The organism is Bradyrhizobium tropiciagri (genome assembly GCF_001189845.1).
Lineage (GTDB): Bacteria > Pseudomonadota > Alphaproteobacteria > Rhizobiales > Xanthobacteraceae > Bradyrhizobium > Bradyrhizobium tropiciagri.
The window spans coordinates 1-22,844 of sequence record NZ_LFLZ01000105.1 but is presented as its reverse complement, the minus strand read 5'-3'; the positions used below and the strand labels follow the sequence as shown (position 1 = coordinate 22,844).

Genomic DNA, 22,844 nt, shown 5'->3' with positions numbered 1-22,844 from the left:
GGCTTTGAGGTTTCGGGTGAGGGGGACTCTCCACGCACTCGCTCGCGGAGATAGCCCCTCACCCCAACCCTCTCCCCGCAAGAGCGGGGCGAGGGAGAAGAAGATCAATCCTTCGGCCGCAGCTTCTCGATCTCGGCATCGCTCGGGAGATAGTCCGAACCCTTGCGATAGGCGGTGTCGACCATGATGCCCTTGCCGTCCTTCAGCGCGGTCTTGCCGGTGAAGGCGCCAAGCGTCGACTGGTGATCGATCTTGCGGAAGGTGATCTCGCCGAACGGTGACGGCATCGAGATGCCTTCGGCCGCCGCGATCAGCTTCTCCGGATCGCTCGAGCCGGCCTTGGCCAGGATCGCCGCCGCCGCCTTGATGGTCTGGTAGCCGACGATCGAGCCGAGCCGCGGATAGTCGTTGTACTTTGCCTGATAAGCCTTCAGGAACGCATCGTGCTCCGGCGTCTTGATCGAGTACCAGGGATAGCCGGTGACGATCCACCCCTCAGGCGTCTCGTCCTTCAGCGGGTCGAGATATTCCGGCTCGCCGGTCAGGAAGCTCACCACGGTGCGGCCCTTGAACAGGCCGCGGGTGTTGCCCTCGCGCACGAGCTTGACGAGGTCAGCACCGAAGGTGACGTTGAGGATCGCCTCGGGGTTCGCTGCGGCAGTCGCCTGCACCACCGGGCCGGCGTCGATTTTGCCCTGCGGCGGCCACTGCTCGTCGACCCACTGGATGTCGGGCCGCTTTTCCGACATCAGCTTCTTGAACACCGCGACCGCGGACTGGCCGTATTCATAGTTCGGCGCGATCGTCGCCCAGCGCTTTGCGGGAAGTTTTGCGGCTTCTTCCACCAGCATTGCCGCCTGCATGTAGTTCGACGGCCGCAGGCGGAATGTATACCGATTACCCTTCGACCAGGTGATGGCGTCGGTCAGCGGCTCCGCGGCGAGGAAGAACACCTTCTTCTGGTTGGCGAAATCAGAGACGGCGAGGCCGATGTTGGAGAGGAACGTGCCGGTGAGCATCGCGACGTTTTCGCTCGACACCAGCTCGTTCGCCGCGGTCTGCGCATCCGCCGGCTTGCCGCCGTCATCCTTGGAAATGACAACAAGCTTCTTGCCGTTGATGCCGCCGGCCGCATTGATCTCTTCCACCGCGAGCTGCCAGCCCTTGCGATAGGGCTCGGTGAACGCCGGCAGCAACGAGTAAGAGTTGATCTCGCCGATCTTGATTTCGCTCTGCGCCGACGCCGTCGTCATGGCGCCCGTTGCCATGGCCGCGACCGCGATCGCCAATCCCGCCCCTACGAAATAACCACGCATCCGGTCCTCCAGTTTTTCTTCAAAGAGATTATCGCAATCCGTCTTCGCCTTTGACCTCATCGACCGTCAGCCCGCCGACCCGCGGCAGCGGCCGTCCGCTGTCGGTCACCGCGACCGCGACCATGATCTCGTTGGCCCGCGGCGCGTCGTTGATCTGCACTTCCATGCCGTCGAAATGGCTGCGCACGAAGGCCGCATCCTTGTGCCCGAGCGGAATGTCCAGCGTGGTGCCGGGGCCCGAGCGTTTCTTCGACGACGGGATCAGTGCCGCGCCCTTGGAGAGCACCTTGCGCACCGGCGCGCCCATCTTCGGATGCAGGATCGCGGCCGCGTGCTCGAGCTCGCCATTCTCGCCGACCGCGGCAGCCTTGCCGTAGCTGTGCGCCTTGGCGCCATCGATGCCGAGCGCGGCAACGGCCCGCTTGGAGAGCAATTCGCCGAGTTCCTCGCCGATCGCGATCAGCGGCGACAGATCCTCGACATAGCGGCCGGCAAAGGGGTTCTCGATCACGGCGATTGCGGCAGCGCGCCGGGTCGGCGGTGCGATGGTCTTGCCCATCTCCAGATGGGTCTCCTCGACCACGGTGACGATCTTGCGAATGACGGCGCTCATTGTGCCTCGCTCCCGGTCATGCCCGCAGCATGTTGTTTATCGTTTGTCCCTGAAACGCGTGCGACGTCGGCGTCCCAAACCCAGTTGCACCGACAATTCGCGTTTCGCCCAGTAGACGCAATGCCGCGCCCTCGATCAATCCCGACGTCAGGAGCATGCGTGCCTGCGCCGCGCCCGCCTCCAGCGCCTGCTCGATCTCGTGTTCCGCCAAAGCCCCGACATTGCGCGTCACCAGCCGTGCGCCGAGATCGCTGTCGGGCTGCAATTCGCTCGCCGGAACGCGCAGGATCGCGGGATGATCAGGCAAAGCGACCGCATTGGCGATCACGGTTGCCGCAGCATCGGCCTGCGACGCGGACCGCGCCAGCACGGTGACGGCATCGGCAATACCGAGCGAGAAGCTGCGGCCATGGCGGCCGCTGGTCGCGATGCCGCGGACCGGCATGTCGCTATCCACGGTCATGGAGCGCATCACGCCGTGGCGGTCCGGCCGATCCATCAGACCGACGCTGAACTGTTCGCCGTCGCGGAGATGCAGCGCAATATCGCCGCCATTGTTGACATAGGCGCGGTCGAGCGGCGCGGCCTCAAGCATTGCGCCAAGGATTTCCTCGGCGACCGAGCCCGCGACCGCCGCCATCGGCGTGATGAAGCAGTCGGTGGCGAATGGCGCGACCGCCGCATGCATGCGCCGCGCGACCACGCCTTTCAGCGCGCAGCGCCGCGGATCGGCTGCGCTGCGCAACGCGGCAAGTTCCGCGCAGAGTTCATCCAGCAATCCGGTGAAGCGCGCCGCTGCCGCCTGATAAGCGGATCGAACGTCCGCATCCCTGCCCTTGGCTTCGATGATGAGATCGATAGGACCGTCCTGCAAATGCAGCCGCTTGCCGTCAGGAAGAAGCGCGATTTGCGGGAGCCTTTTCATGCGCGCCGCCCGGGAAGATACGGCATCGGCCGGACTTCAGCGCTGTCCCGCAATGAGGACAGCGGCCGGACATAATCCATATGGCCGCCGAGCGCCGCGTAATCCGTGAGCCTCATCGTGAACTCGATCGGCGCCACCAGCGCCGGCGTCGGCACATAGCCGAAGGCGCCGGCCGGCATCTGCGTCACATCGACCATGAAGGTGATGCCGCCGCCGGGCCAAACATAAACCGGCGCGCCGCCGCTGGTCACCCGCGTCAGCGCGTCCTTCACCGAGCGGGTCAACCGCACCGGATTGTCGGTGACCCCGGCGCGCAGCGATCCGCCCGCGCCGCCCATGAACAGCACGGTGCACAGCGCCGGTTCGCAGTTCTCCTGGATGCGCTCGACCGAAAACCTGAGGTCCGCCGGCATTTCGGTCTCGACCGGCCTCAACGCCTCGTCGAGCACGTAGTAGGACGCATGCTCACCTGTCGTCGACACCATCAGCATGGTCAGCCCCGGCCGCGCTTCCTTGGCATTGAAGGGGCCGAGGATCGACAGCGGATCGGAGATGTTGGTGCCGCCCCATCCCGTTCCGGGATCGGCGACCTGGAAATATCGGCCGGGTGTCGATCGGCGGCCTTTCATCTTGATGCCGGTGTCGGCGATGTCGAGCAGCTTGCCGGCCTGGTGCTCGCTCAGCACACCGGTGATGTGGTCGTCGACGACCACGACCTCGTCGACCTTGCCGTGCCACTGCTTGGCGAACATGCCGATGGTGGCCGAGCCGCAGCCGACCCGCATGCGCTCTTCCGCCACACCGTTGACGATTGGCGGCTTGCCCGCCTGCACCACGACGGCGGCGCCGCCATCGATGGTCAGCTCCACTGCCTTGCAGTTCGAGAGATCCATCAGCGTGTCGCAGGTGACGCGGCCTTCCTTCTTGGAGCCGCCGGTCAGATGATGCACGCCGCCGAGCGAGAGCATCTGCGAGCCATATTCGCTGGTCGTGACGTGGCCGACCGCCTCGCCGTCCGCGCGCACGAGCGCGGTCTCCGGACCGAGATAGCGGTCGGTGTCGATCTTCACCTTGACGCCGCAATAGGAGAAAATGCCTTCCGTCACCACGGTGACCATGTCGACGTCATCGACTTCCGACGACACGATGAAGGGCGCCGGCTTGTAGTCCGGATAGGTGGTCCCGGCGCCGATCGCGGTGACGAAGAGGTCGGGCTGACGGACGATCTTGCCGTCCCAGTCGCCGCTCACCTGAAACGGAACCAATTTGCCGCCATGCGAGACGGTGCGTTCCAGCACGACATGCGGATCGACGCGCACCAGCGTGCCGTCGTGATTGGCGTAGCGATCGCAGGCGCCGGCCGCGCCCGGCTTGATGTAGCACATCACCGGACAGGCATCGCAGCGGATCTTGTCGCCGGCGGCGACGGTCATTGTGTCAGCCATCGTGACCAAGCCTGGACTTGTGGTGGCGGTCGATCATACTGCGCTTCCGCCTCCCTGCCTATATCGTTCGTATACGAATGATCCTGCGCGCAGGTCTCAAGCCTGTCAAGCGGCCTTTGCGATCAAACCCTGCCATTCGCTTGCGCACCCTGTTCATAAAGCGTGCACTCGCTGCAGCGCGGCATGCCGCCGCTTGCACGTTTGTATACAAACGTTATCCTCGCCCGCGATCGGACGCTGAAGTTGCAGCGCAAACATCAAGGGGAGAACCGGTGCAATGCGCCTGACCGTCAACGGCAGGAATCATGATGTCGATGCCGCGCCCGACACCGCATTGCTTTACGTGCTGCGCAACGACCTCGCATTGAACGGACCGAAATATGGCTGCGGGCTCGGCGAGTGCGGCAGCTGCGCGGTGCTGATCGACGGCGTCGCCGCGCGTTCCTGCGTGATTCCGATCGAAGGCTGCGCGGGGCGCAGCATCGTCACGCTCGAAGGTCTCGGCACGCGCGAGCATCCCGATCCGGTGCAGGATGCCTTCATCCGCGAGCAGGCCGCGCAGTGCGGCTATTGCCTGAACGGCATAATCATCACCACCAAGGCGCTGCTGACGCGCAATCCTAATCCGTCCGAGCACGAGGTGCTTGAAGCGCTGCGCTACAATCTCTGCCGCTGCGGCGCACATATCGAAATCATCCGCGCCGCGATGCGCGCCGCCGGCCACGCGCTCGAGGCGCGCGACTGATGGCGGACGCACGGCCTCCGGAGCAACGCAAGCGCGGCTCGCTGTCGGTCGTGCGCCCTGCCGTACTGGGCGCGGAAGGCGCGTTCGAGACCTTCATCACCATCACAGCAGACGGCTCGGTCAACGCCTATAACGGCCATGTCGATCTCGGCACCGGCATCCGCACCGCACTCGGGCAGATCGTCGCCGAAGAACTCGACGTCTCCTTTGCCCGCGTGGTCGTGATCCTCGGCGACACTGCCGTCGTGCCGAACCAGGGCGCGACGATCGCGAGCGAGACCATCCAGATCACCGCCGTTCCCCTGCGCAAAGCCGCCGCGCAGGCGAGGCATTTCCTGCTCGCCCGTGCGGCCGAACGGCTCAAACTTCCGGCCGATGAGCTTACGATCGAGGACGGCCTGATCCGCGGTCACGACAACCGCAGTGTCAGCTATGGCGAGTTGATCGCCGACGAGACCATCCGGCTCGAGCTCGCCGACGACGTTCCGGTCAAGGAAGTGAGCGCCTATTCGGTCGTCGGCAAATCGGTGCCGCGCGTCGACCTGCCGGCGAAGGCCACCGGCGAACTCGTCTACGTCCACGATGTGCGAGTGTCAGGCATGCTGCACGGCCGCGTAGTGCGTCCGCCCTATGCCGGCGTCGATGCCGGCCCCTTCGTCGGCACCAGCCTGATCGCGGTCGATGAAGGATCAGTGCGCGATATTCCCGGCCTCGTTGGGGTGGTGCGGATCGGCGACTTCGTCGGCGTCGTCGCCGAGCGCGAGGAGAATGCGATCAAGGCCGCCGCGCAGCTGAAGGTGGACTGGAAGCCGGGGCCGGCGCTGACCGACCTCTCCGACATCGAGCAAGCGCTGCGTGCCAATCCCTCAATGCCGCGGCAATTGATCGACAAGGGCGCCGTCGATGCCGCGATCAAGGCCGCCGCCAAGCCGATGCAGCGGACATACGTTTGGCCCTACCAGATGCACGGCTCGATCGGCCCGTCCTGCGCAGTCGCCGATTACAGCGAAGGCGCGATCCGGGTCTGGTCCGGCACGCAGAACCCGCACATCCTGCGCGGTGATCTCGCGCTCTTGATCCAGCGGCCGGAAACCGAGATCGACGTGATCCGGATGGAGGCAGCCGGCTGCTACGGTCGCAACTGCGCCGACGACGTCTCCGCCGATGCGCTATTGCTGTCGCGCGCGGTCGGCCGCCCGGTGCGCGTGCAGCTCACCCGTGAGCAGGAGCATGCCTGGGAGCCGAAGGGCACCGCGCAGCTGATGGACGTCAATGGCGGGCTCAATGCCGACGGCGGCGTCGCTGGTTACGACTTCTCCACGCGCTATCCCTCGAACGGCGCACCGACGCTGGCGCTGCTGCTCACCGGGCGGATCGCGCCTGAAGCGGCCGTATTCGAGATGGGCGATCGCACCGCGATCCCGCCCTACGACTACGAGAACATGCGCGTGGTCGCCAACGACATGCCGCCGATCGTGCGCGCGTCCTGGTTTCGCGGCGTCTCGGCGCTGCCGAACACGTTTGCGCATGAATCCTACATCGACGAGCTCGCCGCCGAGGCCGAGGTCGATCCGATCGAATACCGGCTGCGCTATTTGAAAGACAAGCGCGCGATCGATCTCGTCAACGCAGTCGCCGAACGCGCCGGCTGGACGCCTCGCCCGGTACGACAGGAGCCCGAGGCGGACGGCGACATCGTGCGCGGCCGCGGCTTTGCCTATGCGCTTTACGTGCACAGCAAGTTTCCCGGCTACGGCGCGGCATGGTCGGCTTGGATCGCCGACGTCGCCGTCAACAAGGCGACCGGCGATGTCAGCGTGACGCGCGTCGTCGCCGGCCAGGACTCAGGATTAATGATCAATCCCGAGGGCGTGCGGCACCAGATCGAAGGCAATGTGATCCAGTCGACCAGCCGCGCGCTGATGGAGGAGGTCTCCTTCGAGCGCGGCGCGGTGGCGGCGCGGGAATGGGGCGCCTATCCCATCATCAAATTCCCCGAGCTGCCCAAGATCGATGTGCTGATGCTGCCGCGACAGGACCAGCCGCCGCTCGGCGTCGGCGAGTCCGCCTCGGTGCCGAGCGCGGCGGCGATCGCCAATGCGATCTATGACGCGACCGGCGTCCGCTTCCGCGAATTGCCGTTCACGCCGGAGCGCATATTGAAGGGATTGCGTGGCGAGCAGCCTTCGACACCGGCGCCGCTTCCCCCACCCGCGTCGACGTTGCCGATCGACAAATGGCCAAATCCGTTTGCGAAACGCGGCGGCGTGCTCGCCGGCATTGCCGCGCTCTGTGCCGCGGCGATCGGGATCGGCACGGCCGTGCTGCCCTGGCGCGCGATCGCGCCGATCGCCCGGCCCGATGCTTCGGTCTACTCTGCGGCGACTATCGCGCGCGGCAAGGAGCTTGCAGCGCTCGGCGCCTGCGCCGTCTGCCACACCACGGAGCACGGCATCGCGAACGCCGGCGGCCGGCCGCTGGAGACGCCGTTCGGCACCATCACCACCACCAACATCACGCCCGATGTCGACACCGGCATCGGCGCCTGGTCCTATCCCGCGTTCGAGCGCGCGATGCGCGAGGGCATTCATCGCGACGGTCACCATCTCTATCCGGCATTTCCGTACACGCATTTCGCCAGGACTGATGATGCCGATCTGCAGGCGCTGTATGCCTATCTGATGGCGCAGGAACCGGTGCGCGCCGAGACGCCCGCGAACGCGCTCGCCTTTCCGTTCAACCTTCGGCCGCTGCTTGCCGGTTGGAATGCGCTGTTCCATCAGCCGGGCACTTTCCAACGTGATCCCACGAAATCGGAGACCTGGAATCGCGGCGCCTATTTGATCGAAGGCCTCGGCCATTGCAGCGCCTGCCACTCGCCGCGCAATGCGCTCGGCGCCGAACGGCAAGCGGCCTATCTCGCCGGCGGTTTTGCCGAAGGCTGGGAGGCGCCGGCGCTGACGTCGCTGTCGAAGGCGCCGATCCCGTGGAGCGAGGACGAGCTGTACGCCTATCTGCGCACCGGCGAGTCCCGCCTGCACGGCGTCGCCGCCGGGCCGATGGCGCCGGTCGTGCAGGAGCTTGCCGCGCTGCCCGATCAGGACATCCGCGCGATGGCGGTCTACCTTGCCTCGTTCAACGCGACCACCGACCAGCCGGCCCATGATGCCATTGCTGCGAAACTCGAGGCTAGCACCGTAGTGACCACGGCCGCCTCGGCGGGCGCGCGGATCTATCAGGGCGCCTGCGCGGTCTGCCATGAGGTCGGCGGGCCGCCGCTGTTCGGCAGCCGGCCGTCGCTGGCGCTCAACAGCAATCTGCACAGCGACGCGCCCGACAACCTGATCCAGGTGATCCTGCACGGTATTACCAAGCCGGCCGTGACCGATCTCGGCTACATGCCGGCGTTCCGGGACAGCATGTCCGACCGCCAGGTCGCCGAGCTCGCCTCCTTCCTCAGGCGGCAGTTTGCCCCTGGTAAGCCGGCCTGGACCGATGTCGCCGCCACGGTCGGCCGTATACGGAAGACCATAGCGCGCTGACCTGCCATGTTCCGCCCGATACCCACTGGGCGGGCGCCGCGGGGCAGGCTAAGGTTCCCGCATGACCGTGACAGATATCGCGACCCGGACCTATAACCACGGCTGGCGGCTCGACCCGATCGTGCGCAGCCTGCTGGACACCGATTTCTACAAGCTGTTGATGCAGCAGATGATCCGGGAAAGCTATCCGGACACGCGCACGACCTTTTCGGTGATCAACCGCTCGACCCATATCCGGCTCGCCGAGATCATCGACGAGGGTGAGCTGCGCGCCCAGCTCGACCATGCCCGCACCATCCGCTTCTCCAAGAAGGAACTGATCTGGCTCGCCGGTAACACGTTCTACGGCAAGACCCAGATGTTCTCGCCCGATTTCATCAACTGGCTCTCGACCTTCCGGCTGCCCGAATACGAGCTGCACAAGGTCGACGGCCAGTATGAGCTGCATTTCCACGGGCCGTGGACCCACACCACGATGTGGGAGATCCCGGCGCTCGCGATCCTCAACGAGTTGCGCTCGCGCGCGGCGACCAAGACCTATGGCCGCTTCGCGCTCGACGTGCTCTATGCCCGCGCCAAGGCCAAGCTGTGGACCAAGGTCGAGCGGCTGCGCAAGCTGGACGGTCTGCGGCTGTCCGATTTCGGCACGCGCCGCCGTCACGGCTTCCTGTGGCAGCGCTGGTGCGTCGAGGCGGTGAAGGAAGGCCTCGGTTCCTCCTTCACCGGAACGTCGAACGTGCTGCTCGCGATGGACAACGATCTCGAGGCGATCGGCACCAACGCGCACGAGCTGCCGATGGTGGCCGCGGCGCTCGCCAATTCCGACGAGGAATTGCGCTGGGCGCCCTATCAGATCCTCGATCAGTGGCGTCACGCCTATGGCGGCAACCTCCTGATCGCGCTGCCCGACGCGTTCGGCACCAAGCCGTTCCTGCGCGACGCGCCGGAATGGGTCGCCGACTGGACCGGCTTCCGGCCCGACAGCGCGCCGCCGATCACCGCCGGCGAAGAGATCATCAAGTGGTGGAAGCAGAAGGGCCGCGATCCCAAGGAGAAGCTGCTGGTGTTCTCCGACGCGATGGATGTCGGCTCGATCGAGGAGACCTTCCATCACTTCAAGGGACGTGTCCGCGTCAGCTTCGGCTGGGGCACCAACCTCACCAATGACTTCATCGGCTGCGCGCCTGACGGCTCGGCCGAGCTCGACCCGATCTCGATCGTCTGCAAGGTGACGTCGGTCGACGGACGTCCGGCCGTGAAACTCTCCGACAATCCGGAGAAGGCGACCGGCATTCCCACAGAGGTCGAGCGCTATTTGCGCGTGTTCGGCAATGTCGGCCGTGTTCGCACCGCAGTTCACGTATAGACCTGCAGACCAAATATCCTCATCGACTGACCTGACGAGTTTCGCATGCCCGCACCCAAGCCGCCTGCCTTCGAAACCCTGAGCCTGCATGCCGGCCAGCGTCCTGATCCCGCAACGGGCGCACGCGCCGTGCCGATCTATCAGACCACGTCCTACGTGTTCCAGGACGCCGACCATGCCGCGGCGCTGTTCAACCTGGAGCGCGCCGGCCACATCTACACGCGGATCTCCAACCCGACGACCGCGGTGCTGGAGGAGCGCATCGCCGCGCTCGAATGCGGCGTCGGCGCGATCTGCACCGCCAGCGGCATGGCCGCGATGCATCTCGCCATCGCAACCCTGCTCAACGCCGGCGACCATATCGTCGCCTCCGCCTCGCTCTATGGCGGCACCATCAATTTGCTGGCGCACACGCTGCCGCGCTTCGGCATCACCACGACCTTCGTCAAGCCCCGCGCGCTCGACGAATTCCGTGCCGCGATCAAGCCGAACACGCGGCTCGTGATCGGCGAGACCATCGGCAATCCCGGCCTCGAAGTCCTCGACATCCCCGCAGTGGCGCAGATCGCGCATGATGCGAAGATTCCGCTGTTGATCGACAACACCTTCGCGACGCCGTATCTGAGCCAGCCGATCGAACTCGGCGCCGACATCACGATGAACTCCGCGACCAAGTGGATGGGCGGCCACGGCATCGCGATCGGCGGCGTCATCGTCGACGGCGGCCGGTTCGACTGGCGCGCCTCCGGCAAATTCCCGCAGCTCACCGAGCCCTATGCCGGCTATCACGGCATCGTCTTCGACGAGCAGTTCGGCAAGGCCGCGTTCATCATGCGCGCCCGCACCGAGGGCCTGCGCGATTTCGGCGCCTGCCTGTCGCCGACCAACGCATTCCAACTGCTGCAGGGCATCGAGACGCTCGGCGTCCGCATGGACCGCCACATCAGCAACACCCATGCGGTGCTGGACGCGCTTGCCGCGAACAAGGCGGTCGAGTGGGTGCTGCATCCGTCGCTGGAGAGCCATCCGGACTACGCGCTGGCCAAGAAGCTGCTGCCACGCGGCGCCGGCTCGATCATCAGCTTCGGCATCAAGGGCGGCCGCGCCGCCGGCAAGAAGTTCATCGAACAGTTGAAGCTGATCAGCCATCTCGCCAATGTCGGCGATGCCAAGACGCTGGTGATCCACCCCGCCAGCACCACGCACCAGCAGATGGATGCCGAGCAGCTGAAGGCCGCTGGCATAGGCGAGGAGCTGGTGCGGCTGTCGGTCGGCATCGAAACCGCAGACGATATCATCGACGATCTCGGCCAGGCGCTGCGCGCCTCGCAAAGGACCTGAGCCATGCAGCTTTCAGTGAACGGCGCTGACACCTTCATCGCCACCGGCGGCAAGCCGTTCGATGCATCGCTGCCGGCTGTCGTGATGATCCACGGCGCCGGCTTCGATTCCTCGACCTGGGCGCTGCACAGCCGCTGGTTCGCCCATCACGGCTATTCGGTGCTGGCTCCCGACCTGCCCGGCCACGGCCGCTCCGCCGGCCAGCCGCTGAAGACCATCGCCGAAATGGCCGACTGGGTCGCGGCGCTGATCACGGCCGCCGGCGCGTCGAAGGCGCGACTGATCGGCCATTCGATGGGCTCGCTGATCGCGATCGAGACCTCGGCGCGGCATCCCGACAAGGTGTCCGGCCTGGCGCTGATCGGCACCGCCGCGACCATGACGGTCGGCCCCGATCTGCTGAAGGCCGCCGAGGCCAATGGCACTGATGCGATCGACATGGTCTCGATCTGGGGCCTCGGCTTCAAGGCCGAGCTCGGTGGCAGCCTCGCGCCGGGGCTGTGGATGCACCAGGGCGCGCAGCGGGTGCTGCAGGAGGCCAAGCCCGGCGTGCTCTACACCGACCTCAACGCCTGCAACGCCTACCAGAACGCGCTTACCGCGGCCGCCGCGGTCAAGGTGCCCGCGACCTTCATCCTCGGTGAGCGCGACATGATGACCCCGGCGAAGGCGGGCAAGGCGCTCGCCGCCGCGACGCCGAATGCGCGGACCGTCGTGCTGCCGGGTGCCGGCCACATGATGATGGTCGAGACGCCCGACGAACTGCTGGCGGCGCTGCAGTAGTCGCGCCGCGGACCCTTCTCCCTCTGTGGGAGAAGGTGGCGCGCAACGAGCGCCCCCAAAATATCGAAAACAACCCCATGCAAAGTAGCCGAGCGAGCGCCGGCACTTGGAAAAGCAACTTGACGCGTCGGGCAAATCAGAGATATCTTCTATTATTCCGAAATTCCGCGAACGCCCCGGCGCCTACGCAACAGCGCACGCGTCGCGATTGCGGCCGAAAATTCTCACCCACCATGCGATTGCAAGGGCGACTTGGCGGGTTGCCGTAAGTCCGAGAGGCGCCACAAGCAGCGATTCAAGCCAGTCGAGAGGGAATTAGCTTGCCTTGTTTTCAGTCCTTTTGCACTCTCAAGCAAGGAGGCCGATGCATGAAGATAATGACCGTCGCGTGCGCTCTCGGAGCGGCCTTGTTGCTGGGTAACCTCGGGACGTCTGGTGCTGAAGCCCGGACGCGAAGGGAACTAAGAAGGATTGTTATCCCGACGCCCGTGATAAGGCCAACGCCGTGGGATTATTACATTGTTCCACGATATCGCTATCGCCCTGAAGACGACCGGGTCGATCCCTACGGCCCGCCCCTGGTGTCGTCGTGGCGCCTCTATGAGGCGTGGCGGTGGCCATACTGGTGGTGAGCAGCGAAAGCGCGATGAGATTAGGTCGAATCGTCATCACGCTTTAGCTTCTTGTTGAGCACGATCTTTCCGGAAAACCGCTTCGCACTTTTCCGGATCATGCTTTAGCGCTTGGTCTTGTGAAGCACCATCCTGCCCTTTGAAGCAATGCCACCCCAGCTGGCAGACCAACCGACTTCCGAGGTGGAGGGGCGTTCGGTGCGGGTCTGATCCCAAGTGCCCTGCAACGCAAACAGGGCGCCCTGGGGATCGGCACATCGAACGATCCAGCAACCATCGGGCAACTCGATCGGACCCTGGAGGACCCGGCCTCCGCCAGCATGAACGCGCTTGGCGGCCGTGCCGATGTCGTCGACATTGAAGTAGTAGAGCCAACAGGGCTGCGACACGCTCGGAAGCTTGGTGAGCATGCCGCCGATCGTCTGCCCCGCCGCCGAAAACACTTCATACACGTCTGCCGGATCGGCTTCAGCATCGGCCTTCTGCCAGCCAAGAAGCTCGCCGTAAAACGCAAAGATCCTGTTCCGGTCTTCGGCCAGCAACTCGTGCCAGCCCACGCGCCCGGGCTCGTCCAATCCGCCGGGTTGCCGTTGGCCAAATGCCAGTCCAGTGACCAGCGCAAACGTCGCGCCTTGCGGATCGGCGACCACTGAAATTCGGCCGATATTGCTGTCGGTCGGCGATACCAGGATGGCGCCGCCAAGACGGCGGACCTGCGCGGCCTTCGCATCCATGTCATCGACGGCGACGTAGCCGATCCATCTCGGCGTTGCGCCCAATCGCAGCCCTTCTTCGGGGAGCTCCATGAGCCCAACCACCGGCGCGTCGCCCGCAGCGAGCACCGTATAGGCCAGCTCCGGCGTCGACGCATCGTTCGTCGCCCAGCCAACGACGTTGCCATAGAAGGCAGCTGCTGCCCGCATGTCCGTCGTCAGGAGTTCGTACCAGGCGAAGCGTCCGGGCTGATCGACCAAGTTAATTTCCCTGTTCAAGCGGGCCGGCAATTGCGCACTGCATCAAACCGCACCCGTCGCAATCCGCCCGCGGGCGCGGATATTCGGCGCCATTGATGAAATTGCGGCGATATTGTTCATGAAGATGAATGCAAGCTAGCCTCATTACATTTCGTGTATCCCTAAATCGTGTATCCCTAAATCTTGCCTGCCCTGTTCGCTCGGCGTAGGATCACGGCCTTCGGAGATCGTTCTTCCAACTTTGGAGGATGCGGCCATGCAGCGGGCTAAGCAAGCTTCGAAAAAGAAGCGAATGACCAAAGCCGCGATGCCGGCGCTGGGAGTAGCCGGTCTAACCTTTTCGCTGGCGGGAAGTGCATCGGCTTCGGCCGTACCGACCGGCGACGTTCAACACAGGCCGAGCTTCGCGCCCGGCCAGGTGACCGCGCTCAGCGAGGAAGAACTCGCCGACGTCAACCTCGCCACCTTCCATCTCAATCTCATCGACCATGGAAGCGTCTCGGGCGGTGTGCTGCTCGCGCGGGGATGCGGTGGTTGTCATGGCTGCGGAGGCGCCAGAGGTTGCGGAGGCTGCAGAGGCTGCGGCGGATGTAGAGCGTGCAGAGGCTGCCGCTGCGGCGTCGGTTGCGGTGGATGTGGCGGCTGCGGCGTCGGTTGGATCGGGATAGGCGTGCCATGGGTGTCATGCGCAGGGTGCTGTGCATCGTGGGGCCGCTGCCGCTGGTGCTAGGAAGCAGCGCTCCCTGGCTATGTATCGACACATCGTGATTTCATTGGCCGGGCCCGCGAACGACCCGGCCATTTTCTTGCTATCGTTGCAACCTTTGCCGCGCCTGGCCGGCCAGCTTGCCGATGGCGGGCGAGTGTGATCCAACTTATTCGAGGAATAGTCGAGCTCGGCGCACAAGTTGGGCGGGGCTGTGGTTTGCCGAGCGTCGGCAACCGGCAGTGACGGGAACAGGATCGGCGTGCTGACCCGATGACAGTCAATCGCAAGAGCCGCGCCGCGAGGCAGACCCGCAAGGGCGTCTTGCGCTTCGCGCCGAACTTCACCGCCTATGTGATTCCTCCCAATGTGGTCTGTCTCTATTCCGAGAATCGCAAGTTCTTCCTGCACGGCGAACTGTATTGTGCGGTAGCCACGGCGATCGGAGAAAATGGAAAGGCTGCGCCAGAGATCGTTCGCCAGCTTTCAAAGAGTTTTCCCGCCGACAAGATCGAGGAAGCGATCAGGCGGCTGTTGGAGCGCCAATACGTCGTTGGTGGAGCATCGCACGCATTCGCAGGCGCCGTTGATGGATATTGGGCGAGCCTCGGCCTGCCGCCCGAGGTGGCGGAACAGAATCTCCGCAATTGCCCCGTGCGGGTGGAATCGATCGATGTCAAAGGCGCCAGGGAACTGAGCACGGCCTTGAGCAAGCTTGGCGTTCAGATCGCCAAGCGATCGCCCAGGCTCATCATCACGCTGGTGAACGACTATCTTGATCGAGGGCTCGCCGAGCTGAACGGAGAGCGCGTCGCCGATGGGACGCCGTGGCTCCTGGTGCAGCCGTCAGGCGTGATTCCGCTGGTGGGACCTGTGTTCAAGCCGGGCGAGAGCGCCTGCTGGACCTGCCTGTTCGATCGCATGATACGCAATCGGGAGATCAAGGGATTTCTCGACCGCGGACCGGCGCAAGCGGTCGCCGTATCGCCCCTGGTCCACGACACCGTTGGACAGACCGCAGTTCACTTCGCTGCCGTGGAGATCACGAAGGCGATTGCTTCGGGTTTTCGCACCGACCTGCGCGATCACATTGCAAGCTTCGACCTGACTGGTGCCGTCATCGCCAAGCACTATGTCGCAAAACGCCCGCAATGTCCCACTTGCGGCAGCAAGAAGCTGCAGAGCGCGCGCCGGGCGGCAACCCCGATCGAGATTGCCGAGGGCAGAAAGCTCATAGCCACCAGCGGCGGATACCGCACCGTGACGTCGCAGACCACCGTCGCGCGGTTCCGCAAACACGTCAGTCCGCTGACCGGCGTCGTTTCGCGGCTCGAGCGGATCGAGGCGGATCTGCCGATGAATACGAATTTTTTCGCCTACCACAACTTCTCCGCGCCGGCCTGGAACGTCGATCAGCTCAGATCCGGACTGAGCGGCGGCAGCTTCGGCAAGGGCTCCACAGCCGAGCAGGGCGAGGCCAGCGCGCTGATGGAGGCGATCGAGCGCTATTCGGGCATTTTCCAGGGTGACGAGATCAGGACCAACCGGCGCTTTGCCGATTTCGCTCCCGGTGACGCTCTCCTTCCCAACGACGTCCAGCTTTTCAGCGACACGCAGTTTCAGAACAGGCATGCCCCGCAGCCGGACGATTCACACCCGGTTCCCGAGCCGTTCGATCCCTCGACAAAAACCGAGTGGTCGCCGGTCTGGTCGTTACGCGACAAGCGCTTCAAATATCTTCCGACCGGCCTGCTGTACTTTTTCTATGGCGGCTTCCACACGGATTCCAACGGATGCGCGGCCGGCAACACCCGTGAGGAAGCCATCGTTCAAGGATTCCTCGAACTGGTCGAACGCGATGCCTACGCCATCTGGTGGTACAATCGGCTACAGCGTGCCGAAGTCGACCTCACGCAATTCGACGATTCCTATGTGCGGGATCTGCAAGCCCAGCTTGCCGATGCGGGGCGCAGGCTCTGGGTGCTCGACATCACCAGCGATCTCGGCATTCCCTCTTACGTTGCGATCACGCACTGGATGCAGAACGGGCACGAAAATATCGAGTTCGGCTCCGGCTCGCATTTCGATCGCCGCATAGCCCTGCTGCGTTCCCTCACGGAGCTGACCCAGTTCATGTCCATTGGCATGATGGGCGGCGGAAGTGGCGAGAAGCCGACGCTTGACGGTGTTACGCCGCTGCGACTTGACGATTATCCTTTCCTGATCCCCAGCGACAATCCGATCGTTCCGCCGGCACCGGGCCTCACGGTCCACGACAATACGAGCGACCAGGTCAACGCCTGCATCGAGATTGCCACCGGTGCGGGACACGATTTCCTCGTGCTCGACCAGACGCGGCCCGACGTCGAAGTCCCCGTCGTCAGGGTGCTCGTTCCGGGCTTGCGGCATTTCTATCGCCGCTTCGCGCCCGGCCGGCTTTACGACGTTCCGGTGAAGCTTGGATTATTGGATCGCCCGCGACAGGAAAGCGAACTCACTCCGTTCCTTCCACACACCTGAAGGCTGGCCTCCGTGCGCGTGCTCCGGAAGAAGCCGACCAGGAAGATTGCACCAGTCATCGCCGCCCGATTGAACGGGAGTTTTTCCCTTCACATGCAGGCGGACGGAAGCATCGCAGCTGCCCTCGGCCACTATACGGTCAATCTGGGACAATTCAGCGCAGCGGCGATCGAGCGTGCGGGACATCTCGCCTCCGGCCTGCCGCTCGCCTCCTTTGCCGGCAAAAGCGCCCTCGCGAGGCAGCTTCATGCCTGGTGCAGCGACTGGCGCGGCACGGGCTTCTCGAATACCGCCTATCCTCTCCGCGCGAAGAGCGGGACCTCGTGGTCATCGAGCCGCAGGTCGCCGAATACTGGCCGCAACCTGCAAAGCTGGGGAACGGTGATACCATCGTGTTGTCGCGCTTCGCCTATCTGCGCCGGCGCGGCAACGAGATGGTGCTGGAATCACCGCGCGCCGGGGCGCTGTTCCGGATTTGCGATCCCGCCATCGCTGCCACCCTCGCGGCCCTGTCGCAGCCCCAGAAGATCAGCACGCTTCGCCGCCACGCGACCTCCTTGAACCTCGATCTGCTCGGATTGCTGCTCGACAGCCAGATGCTGATCAAGCTCAATGCGAAAGACGGCGACGGCCTTCGGGTGAATGAAGGCGACGGCAATCTCGTTCTCTGGGATTTCCACGATCTCGTGTTTCACACGCGGAGCACGGAGGGCCGGCATGCCGATCCAGTTGGCGGTGCATTCACCTATGCGGGCGTCGTTCCACCGCTGCCTGCGATACGTCCGCGTTGGCCAGGCGAGAAGATCGCCCTCCGCAAGCTCTCCACGCCGGAGCCGATCTCGCCCGTCGCGAAGCTGTTGCGTGAACGCCATTCGATACGAGATTTCGACGACCAGCACCCGGTCACGCTCGCCGAACTCGCACAGTTTCTCGACACCACTGCCCGCGTGCTATCGGAATGGAAGAACGGCGCGAATTTTGACGGCGGTCCTGAAGTCACCTACAGCGCGAGGCCCTATCCATCGGCGGGCAGCGCTTACGAGCTGGAATTGTACCTGGCGGTCTCGAACTGCGAGGGGCTTGCGCGCGGATTTTACCACTACGATGCGGGTGCTCACGCACTGGTAGCGATCGACGCATCCGCCCAGCAGCTCCAGGCACTCTCGAGGGCGGCCGAGTTTGCCATGGACGCGCCCGGCCCGCCGCAGGTCCTGATCACGATCGCTGCGCGTTTTGGGCGGGTGTCCTGGAAATACAGCTCAATCGCATATTCGCTGATCCTGAAGGATGTCGGCACCATGATCCAGACATTCTATCTGGCGGCGACCGATATGGGCCTTGGCGGCTGCGCCATCGGCACGACCAACATCGATCTGTTTGCAAAAATCACCGGGCTCGAATTTCATGTCGAGAGCCCGGTCGGTCAATTTGCACTCGGACGCGGCAAGACACCGCTGGCCGCAAGCTAGAGGCCAGCCGCTTTTTTGGGTGCTACGGTGATAGCCTCGCGCTCAATGCTCACCCCTCATCCTGAGGAGCGCGGAACGCGCGTCTCGAAGGATGAGGCCACAGTCAGGGCCTCGTGGTTCGAGACGCCGCTGCGCGGACCGTCGTGCTGCCGGGCGCCGGCCACATGATTCCGAAATCATGCGGCCGCCTCGCCGCCTGCGCAAACAGCATCCCTGCCCGTCGCGATTGCGGCCGAAAATTCTCACCCACGTGCCACAGCAAGGGCGGCTTGGCGGGTTGTGACCAGGCTGGACGAAGTCTGCCTCACCTCAATTTGCTGACGAGAGGATGGACAAGCGGGAACTTCAGCCAAGGGCCAATCCCGGACGTGTTGCCACTCCACTCCCCGAAGAAACTTAGCGTGGCGAGCCAGGAGGTTGTCGTCCAAGGGCTCGCAGATTTCGTTCGCCCTGATAGTATGGCCATTCTCGAAGTCTGTTCCTTTCACGGGAGAACAACATCATGCGCTCCCTTGCCCTCGCTGTTGCCGTCTATTGGTATCTTGGGCCTGGATTGGCTCTCGCGCAGGACACGGCGAGGCAGCTGGCCGGCAGCTGGAAGCTGATTTCGTGGACCATTCAGATCATCGGTGGAGACGCCACCCAACCATTCGGTAGCAATCCGAAAGGCAGAGCACTCATCACGCCGGACGGGTACGCAGGATTCGTCATCGCGGCTGCAAATCGCAAACCGGCGGCAAACGATGCAGAGTCGGCAGCCCTCCTCAAGACACTCATGGTTTACACCGGCCCATTCACAATCGAGGGCGACAAGTTCACCACCAAGGTCGACATATCCTGGAATGAGCTTCTGACCGGACAGGACCAGGTGAGATTTTTCAAGTTGGAGGGCGACAAGCTGACCATTCGAACGGCTGAACAAGCCAGCGCCGTCTATCCCGGCAAGAAAGTCGTCGGAACCCTCACCTGGGAGCGCGAACGATAGGAGCTGCGGTGAAGCCCCTGCGGAATAGCCTGGCATTATCGAAGCATCGACCTAAAGCATCGTGAGTACGACGATTCCGTCTTCGAGCTCTCCTAAAGCCAGGCGCGCTCGCGCGATCCTCTCGAACTCCGTCCGGTATTTGTGCAGATAGTTGAACGCCTGCTTGTCGGTTTGGAACGTCGTCGTAAGCCGGCACATTTGTCGCGCTGCGCCCAGCGCAAGGGTGAACGTGATCGTTCCACCGCCGTCCGATTTTGCTCTGGGCACGGTCAGCACTCTCCCGACTTGTAACTCTGTCCTCGGCAAATCCATCGACACTTGTCGAGGGCGTCTATCGCAGCAGCTTTCTCGTGCGCTTCTTGGCCGGGGATGCCGGCGAAGTTACTGCAAGGGTCGCGTCCGCAGCTTCCTTGGCCATGCGTAGCTCGCGCAGGCGCGCCATGTTCTTGCGCACTTCGATCGCCTGCCGTTCGACATCCGCGATTGCCCGCACGCCTTCTTCGGCGGCGAGGCGCTGACGATCGGCGCGCGCGATCGCTTCAGGTGACGGTACTGCCGATTTCCTGGCGCTCATCCTTCACCCGTTCAAAAATAGGCAAACCCGCTCAATCCAGGGATCGAGCGGGCAGCATTACCGCTTCAGTACATCCGTGAAACGGCGCGACGAGATCAAGCCAGCGAGAGATTTTCGGCGCTGACCTTGCCCCGCATCTTGTCAGTCTTGAGCTCGTAATTGACCTTCTGACCCTCGGCGAGACCCGAAAGGCCGGCGCGCTCGACCGCACTGATGTGAACGAATACATCGTTGCTGCCGTCGCCCGGCTGGATGAACCCGAAGCCCTTTTGGCCGTTGAACCACTTAACCGTACCTGTCGTCATTTTCTTCTCCAAAGCGCTCAAGCGCGTTCCGCGCGACAATCGCACGGCGATTTCAACTTCGTCGATGTCTTTGGAAAAGGAGCCCGCGGGCGCGTTCAACAAGGCACAGCGGCTAATCGAATATGGGTAATATACACGATAACGGCCATATTACAAGGAAGCCGGACGATTTGATTCAGGTCACGTTGCAGCTCCGTTCGGGGCAGTTCCAATGGGACTTCAGGTCTTTATCGTTTGACTTGTTATCGCGGGAGTGGTCACTTTCTTCCCACCGAACCGCATCGCCGTGACGAGCAAAATTGCTCGTTCGAGGCTGGCGAGGAAATGCGCGGTCGCTCTCATTCTTCCATTCGCAACGAACTCCTGCGCAATTGGCTGCGCGCAGGATCGTCCCAATTTGCAGTCAACGAGGAGTTTTAATGCAGGTCGTAGTCCGCGATAACAATGTCGACCAGGCACTTCGTGTTCTGAAGAAAAAAATGCAGCGTGAAGGCGTTTTCCGCGAAATGAAGCAGCGTCGTGCCTACGAGAAGCCTTCGGAGAGAAAGGCACGCGAAAAGTCCGAGGCTATTCGCCGGGCTCGCAAGCTCGCTCGCAAGCAAGCGATCAGGGAAGGTCTGCTGCCGGCGCCCCCGAAGAAGAAGCTCCCCGAACGCAAGCCGTCCCTCCCGCGCACTTCCGCGTCCGCGGGCTGAGGGAACGAAGCGACAGTCACGCTGTCCTATCAGCCGGTGGCACGCTCACTGATAAGGAACAGCCGGTCGGCGCTGAGGTTGAAGCAGTGCCGGAAGCAATGAGGCGCCGGAGTGACGCGCTATTATTTCGATATCCGGGACGACACCGGGCTCTATCCCGACGAGGAAGGTCTGGAGTTCGTAACTCAGAGCGAAGCCGAGGTCGAAGCGGCTCAGACGCTGGCGGATCTGGCCCGAAATCTCGCACCTATGGATGAACGGCGAGACGTTGCTGTCGAAGTACGAACCGATACCGAGTGTGTGTTTCAAGCAGCGCTCGTTTTCAACAGCAGCAGAGTAATCTAGTCATCTGCGAAGTGTGACCTTAGCCGTTTTCCCGTCGTTGCGGGTTGTATGTCCGCTATGGGGCACAGTCGGTAAAGCTCAGGACCGAGCAGAGCTGCTGACGGCGTTGCGGTAACAACGGCCGCGGTCCCTCTTTCCTTCTCCCCTTGTGGGAGAAGGTGGCGCGGATGCAATCCGCGCCGGATGAGGGGTTCTCACCTCCAGATGAGATCGCGGAGAGAGACCCCTCACCCGACTTCATCTCGCTGCGCTCGAATTCGTCACCCTCTCCCACATCCGCCTTCGCCAAGGCCACGGCGGACATCAGGGGAGAGGGTGCGTCTCATGCGCGGAGAGGCACGCCCGTCACTGCTTCGCCGGCTTCCTTCCGATCGGGTGGATCTCGATCGCGCGCAGGCGGCCGAGGCGGAGCACGTCCATCGACAATGTGCGGTCGATCCGGCTGTGGTCGAGGGCGCGGATCAGGTCGTCGACGCCGTTGATCTCGACGCCGTCGAGCCGGATCACGACGTCGCCGGGCAGCAGGCTGGCGCGCGCCGCCGGGCTGTCCGGCTCGATCTGCATCAACAGCGCGCCCATCTTGTTCTCGACGCCGGCCAGCACCGCATGGCGCCGCGGCACCGGCGCGGTCTGGCCGGCGACGCCGATATAGGCGCGGCGGACATAGCCGTGGCGGATGATCTCCGACAGCACGAACTGCGCGGTGTTGCTGGCGACCGCAAAGCAGATGCCCTGCGCGCCGTTGATGATCGCGGTGTTGATGCCGATCACCTCGCCGTTCGACGACACCAGCGGCCCGCCGGAATTGCCGGGATTGAGCGCGGCGTCGGTCTGGATCACGTCCTCGATGGTGCGCCCGCTGACCGAACGGATCGAGCGGCCGAGCGCCGACACCACGCCGGCGGTGACGGTCGATTCGAAGCCGAGCGGGTTGCCGATCGCGACCACCAGCTGGCCGCGCCGCAGCGTCTTGGAGTTGCCGAGCGATGCGTAAGACAGATCGCGCGCGCCATCGGCCCGCAGCAGTGCGAGGTCGGTGTCGGGATCGACGCCGAGCACATGGGCGTCGGTGACGAAGCCCTCGGTGTCGCGCAGCCGGATCTCCTTCGACGATCCGACCACGTGGCTGTTGGTCAGCACGAAGCCGTCAGGCGAGATCACGATGCCCGAGCCGAGCCCGCCGCGCTCGCGCGCGTTACGGACCTTCGGCCCGGTTTCGACCCGGACCACGGCCGGGCCGACGCGGTCGGTGACGTCGATCACGGCGTTGGAATAGGCATCCAGCAAAGCCCGGTCATCGACTTGAGCTGCGGCTTGCGTATCCACTTGGGCATCCACTTGGGCAGCATCAGCCGTTCGCGGTAACGTCGTGTCACCGGCGGCATCTGAGGTAAAATCCAGCATGGCGAGAGTCCTTTGGTCTCCTCAAATGGTGACCGGCTCCCGCCGCCGCAAGTGGTTACGCCCGGCACCTGCCCGGGTGGCTAGGGCAGGATAAGTCTAGGATCGAAGCCGCTCGGCCGCGCGCTTGCTTCACCTCTCCCCATTGGGGAGAGGTCGATT

At 63.9% G+C, this 22,844-nt stretch carries 19 protein-coding genes; 10 read left to right on the top strand and 9 right to left on the bottom strand.

The window, feature by feature from the left end; translation table 11 throughout:
* Positions 1–104 precede the first annotated feature (104 nt).
* Genes AKN84_RS41345 through AKN84_RS41330 form a run of 4 tightly spaced genes read right to left on the bottom strand, consistent with a single transcriptional unit; the run spans position 105 to position 4,299 of the window.
* A complete protein-coding gene (locus AKN84_RS41345) occupies positions 105–1,316 on the bottom strand; it encodes an ABC transporter substrate-binding protein (RefSeq protein WP_050426099.1) in 1,212 nt (403 codons plus the stop codon).
* Positions 1,317–1,344: 28 nt separating this feature from the next.
* Positions 1,345–1,929: an amino acid synthesis family protein gene (locus tag AKN84_RS41340; protein WP_029078203.1), complete on the bottom strand. Its 585-nt coding sequence runs from the start codon at positions 1,927–1,929 to the stop codon at positions 1,345–1,347.
* A gap of 16 nt (positions 1,930–1,945) precedes the next feature.
* Positions 1,946–2,854, bottom strand: coding sequence for a UPF0280 family protein (locus tag AKN84_RS41335; RefSeq protein WP_050426098.1), 909 nt, complete (start codon positions 2,852–2,854; stop codon positions 1,946–1,948).
* Positions 2,851–4,299 (bottom strand): hypothetical protein, encoded by a 1,449-nt coding sequence (locus AKN84_RS41330; RefSeq protein WP_050426097.1) that lies wholly within the window; start codon positions 4,297–4,299, stop codon positions 2,851–2,853. The genes AKN84_RS41335 and AKN84_RS41330 overlap by 4 nt, the downstream gene beginning before the upstream one ends.
* A 277-nt stretch (positions 4,300–4,576) precedes the next feature.
* Between AKN84_RS41330 and AKN84_RS41325 the strand changes: the two genes are divergently transcribed.
* From AKN84_RS41325 to AKN84_RS41305, 5 genes are all read left to right on the top strand, one after another.
* Positions 4,577–5,044 (top strand): (2Fe-2S)-binding protein, encoded by a 468-nt coding sequence (locus AKN84_RS41325; RefSeq protein ID WP_050426096.1) that lies wholly within the window; start codon positions 4,577–4,579, stop codon positions 5,042–5,044.
* A complete protein-coding gene (locus AKN84_RS41320) occupies positions 5,044–8,586 on the top strand; it encodes a molybdopterin cofactor-binding domain-containing protein (protein ID WP_050426095.1) in 3,543 nt (1,180 codons plus the stop codon). The genes AKN84_RS41325 and AKN84_RS41320 overlap by 1 nt, the downstream gene beginning before the upstream one ends.
* Before the next feature lie 61 nt (positions 8,587–8,647).
* Complete coding sequence (gene pncB, locus AKN84_RS41315; RefSeq protein WP_050426094.1) at positions 8,648–9,952, top strand: nicotinate phosphoribosyltransferase; 1,305 nt, start codon at positions 8,648–8,650, stop codon at positions 9,950–9,952.
* A 45-nt stretch (positions 9,953–9,997) separates the two neighbouring features.
* Positions 9,998–11,293, top strand: a complete 1,296-nt coding sequence (locus tag AKN84_RS41310; RefSeq protein ID WP_050426093.1) for an O-acetylhomoserine aminocarboxypropyltransferase — start codon at positions 9,998–10,000, stop codon at positions 11,291–11,293.
* A gap of 3 nt (positions 11,294–11,296) precedes the next feature.
* Entirely contained in the window at positions 11,297–12,076 is a 780-nt protein-coding gene (locus AKN84_RS41305; protein ID WP_050426092.1) for an alpha/beta fold hydrolase, read from the top strand.
* Positions 12,077–12,812: 736 nt separating this feature from the next.
* Here the strand turns inward: AKN84_RS41305 and AKN84_RS41300 are convergent.
* Entirely contained in the window at positions 12,813–13,682 is an 870-nt protein-coding gene (locus AKN84_RS41300) for a VOC family protein (RefSeq protein ID WP_347337388.1), read from the bottom strand.
* Between the two features lie 979 nt (positions 13,683–14,661).
* On the opposite strand from AKN84_RS41300, the gene AKN84_RS41290 reads away from it, so the two are divergent.
* From AKN84_RS41290 to AKN84_RS41280, 3 genes are all read left to right on the top strand, one after another.
* Positions 14,662–16,908 carry a TOMM precursor leader peptide-binding protein gene (locus AKN84_RS41290; RefSeq protein ID WP_050426090.1) on the top strand — a complete coding sequence of 749 codons (2,247 nt, stop codon included), beginning with the start codon at positions 14,662–14,664 and terminating at the stop codon, positions 16,906–16,908.
* A gap of 323 nt (positions 16,909–17,231) precedes the next feature.
* Entirely contained in the window at positions 17,232–18,377 is a 1,146-nt protein-coding gene (locus AKN84_RS41285) for a SagB/ThcOx family dehydrogenase (RefSeq protein ID WP_244485762.1), read from the top strand.
* Positions 18,378–18,879: 502 nt separating this feature from the next.
* Positions 18,880–19,362, top strand: coding sequence for a lipocalin-like domain-containing protein (locus AKN84_RS41280; RefSeq protein WP_050426089.1), 483 nt, complete (start codon positions 18,880–18,882; stop codon positions 19,360–19,362).
* Positions 19,363–19,413: 51 nt separating this feature from the next.
* Here AKN84_RS41280 and AKN84_RS41275 read toward each other — a convergent pair whose 3' ends face one another.
* From AKN84_RS41275 to AKN84_RS41265, 3 genes are all read right to left on the bottom strand, one after another.
* Complete coding sequence (locus AKN84_RS41275; protein ID WP_162240937.1) at positions 19,414–19,629, bottom strand: hypothetical protein; 216 nt, start codon at positions 19,627–19,629, stop codon at positions 19,414–19,416.
* 64 nt (positions 19,630–19,693) lie between these two features.
* Complete coding sequence (locus AKN84_RS41270) at positions 19,694–19,936, bottom strand: hypothetical protein (RefSeq protein ID WP_050426087.1); 243 nt, start codon at positions 19,934–19,936, stop codon at positions 19,694–19,696.
* Between the two features lie 95 nt (positions 19,937–20,031).
* Complete coding sequence (locus tag AKN84_RS41265) at positions 20,032–20,241, bottom strand: cold-shock protein (RefSeq protein ID WP_021080723.1); 210 nt, start codon at positions 20,239–20,241, stop codon at positions 20,032–20,034.
* A 419-nt stretch (positions 20,242–20,660) separates the two neighbouring features.
* Between AKN84_RS41265 and rpsU the strand changes: the two genes are divergently transcribed.
* A complete protein-coding gene (gene rpsU / locus AKN84_RS41260; RefSeq protein WP_021080722.1) occupies positions 20,661–20,936 on the top strand; it encodes a 30S ribosomal protein S21 in 276 nt (91 codons plus the stop codon).
* Between the two features lie 111 nt (positions 20,937–21,047).
* Positions 21,048–21,281: a DUF6894 family protein gene (locus AKN84_RS41255; protein WP_050426086.1), complete on the top strand. Its 234-nt coding sequence runs from the start codon at positions 21,048–21,050 to the stop codon at positions 21,279–21,281.
* A 345-nt stretch (positions 21,282–21,626) separates the two neighbouring features.
* On the opposite strand, the gene AKN84_RS41245 is transcribed toward AKN84_RS41255, so the two are convergent.
* On the bottom strand, positions 21,627–22,685 hold the full coding sequence (locus AKN84_RS41245; protein WP_128971637.1) for a S1C family serine protease: 1,059 nt from the start codon (positions 22,683–22,685) through the stop codon (positions 21,627–21,629).
* Between the last annotated feature and the right edge of the window lie 159 nt (positions 22,686–22,844).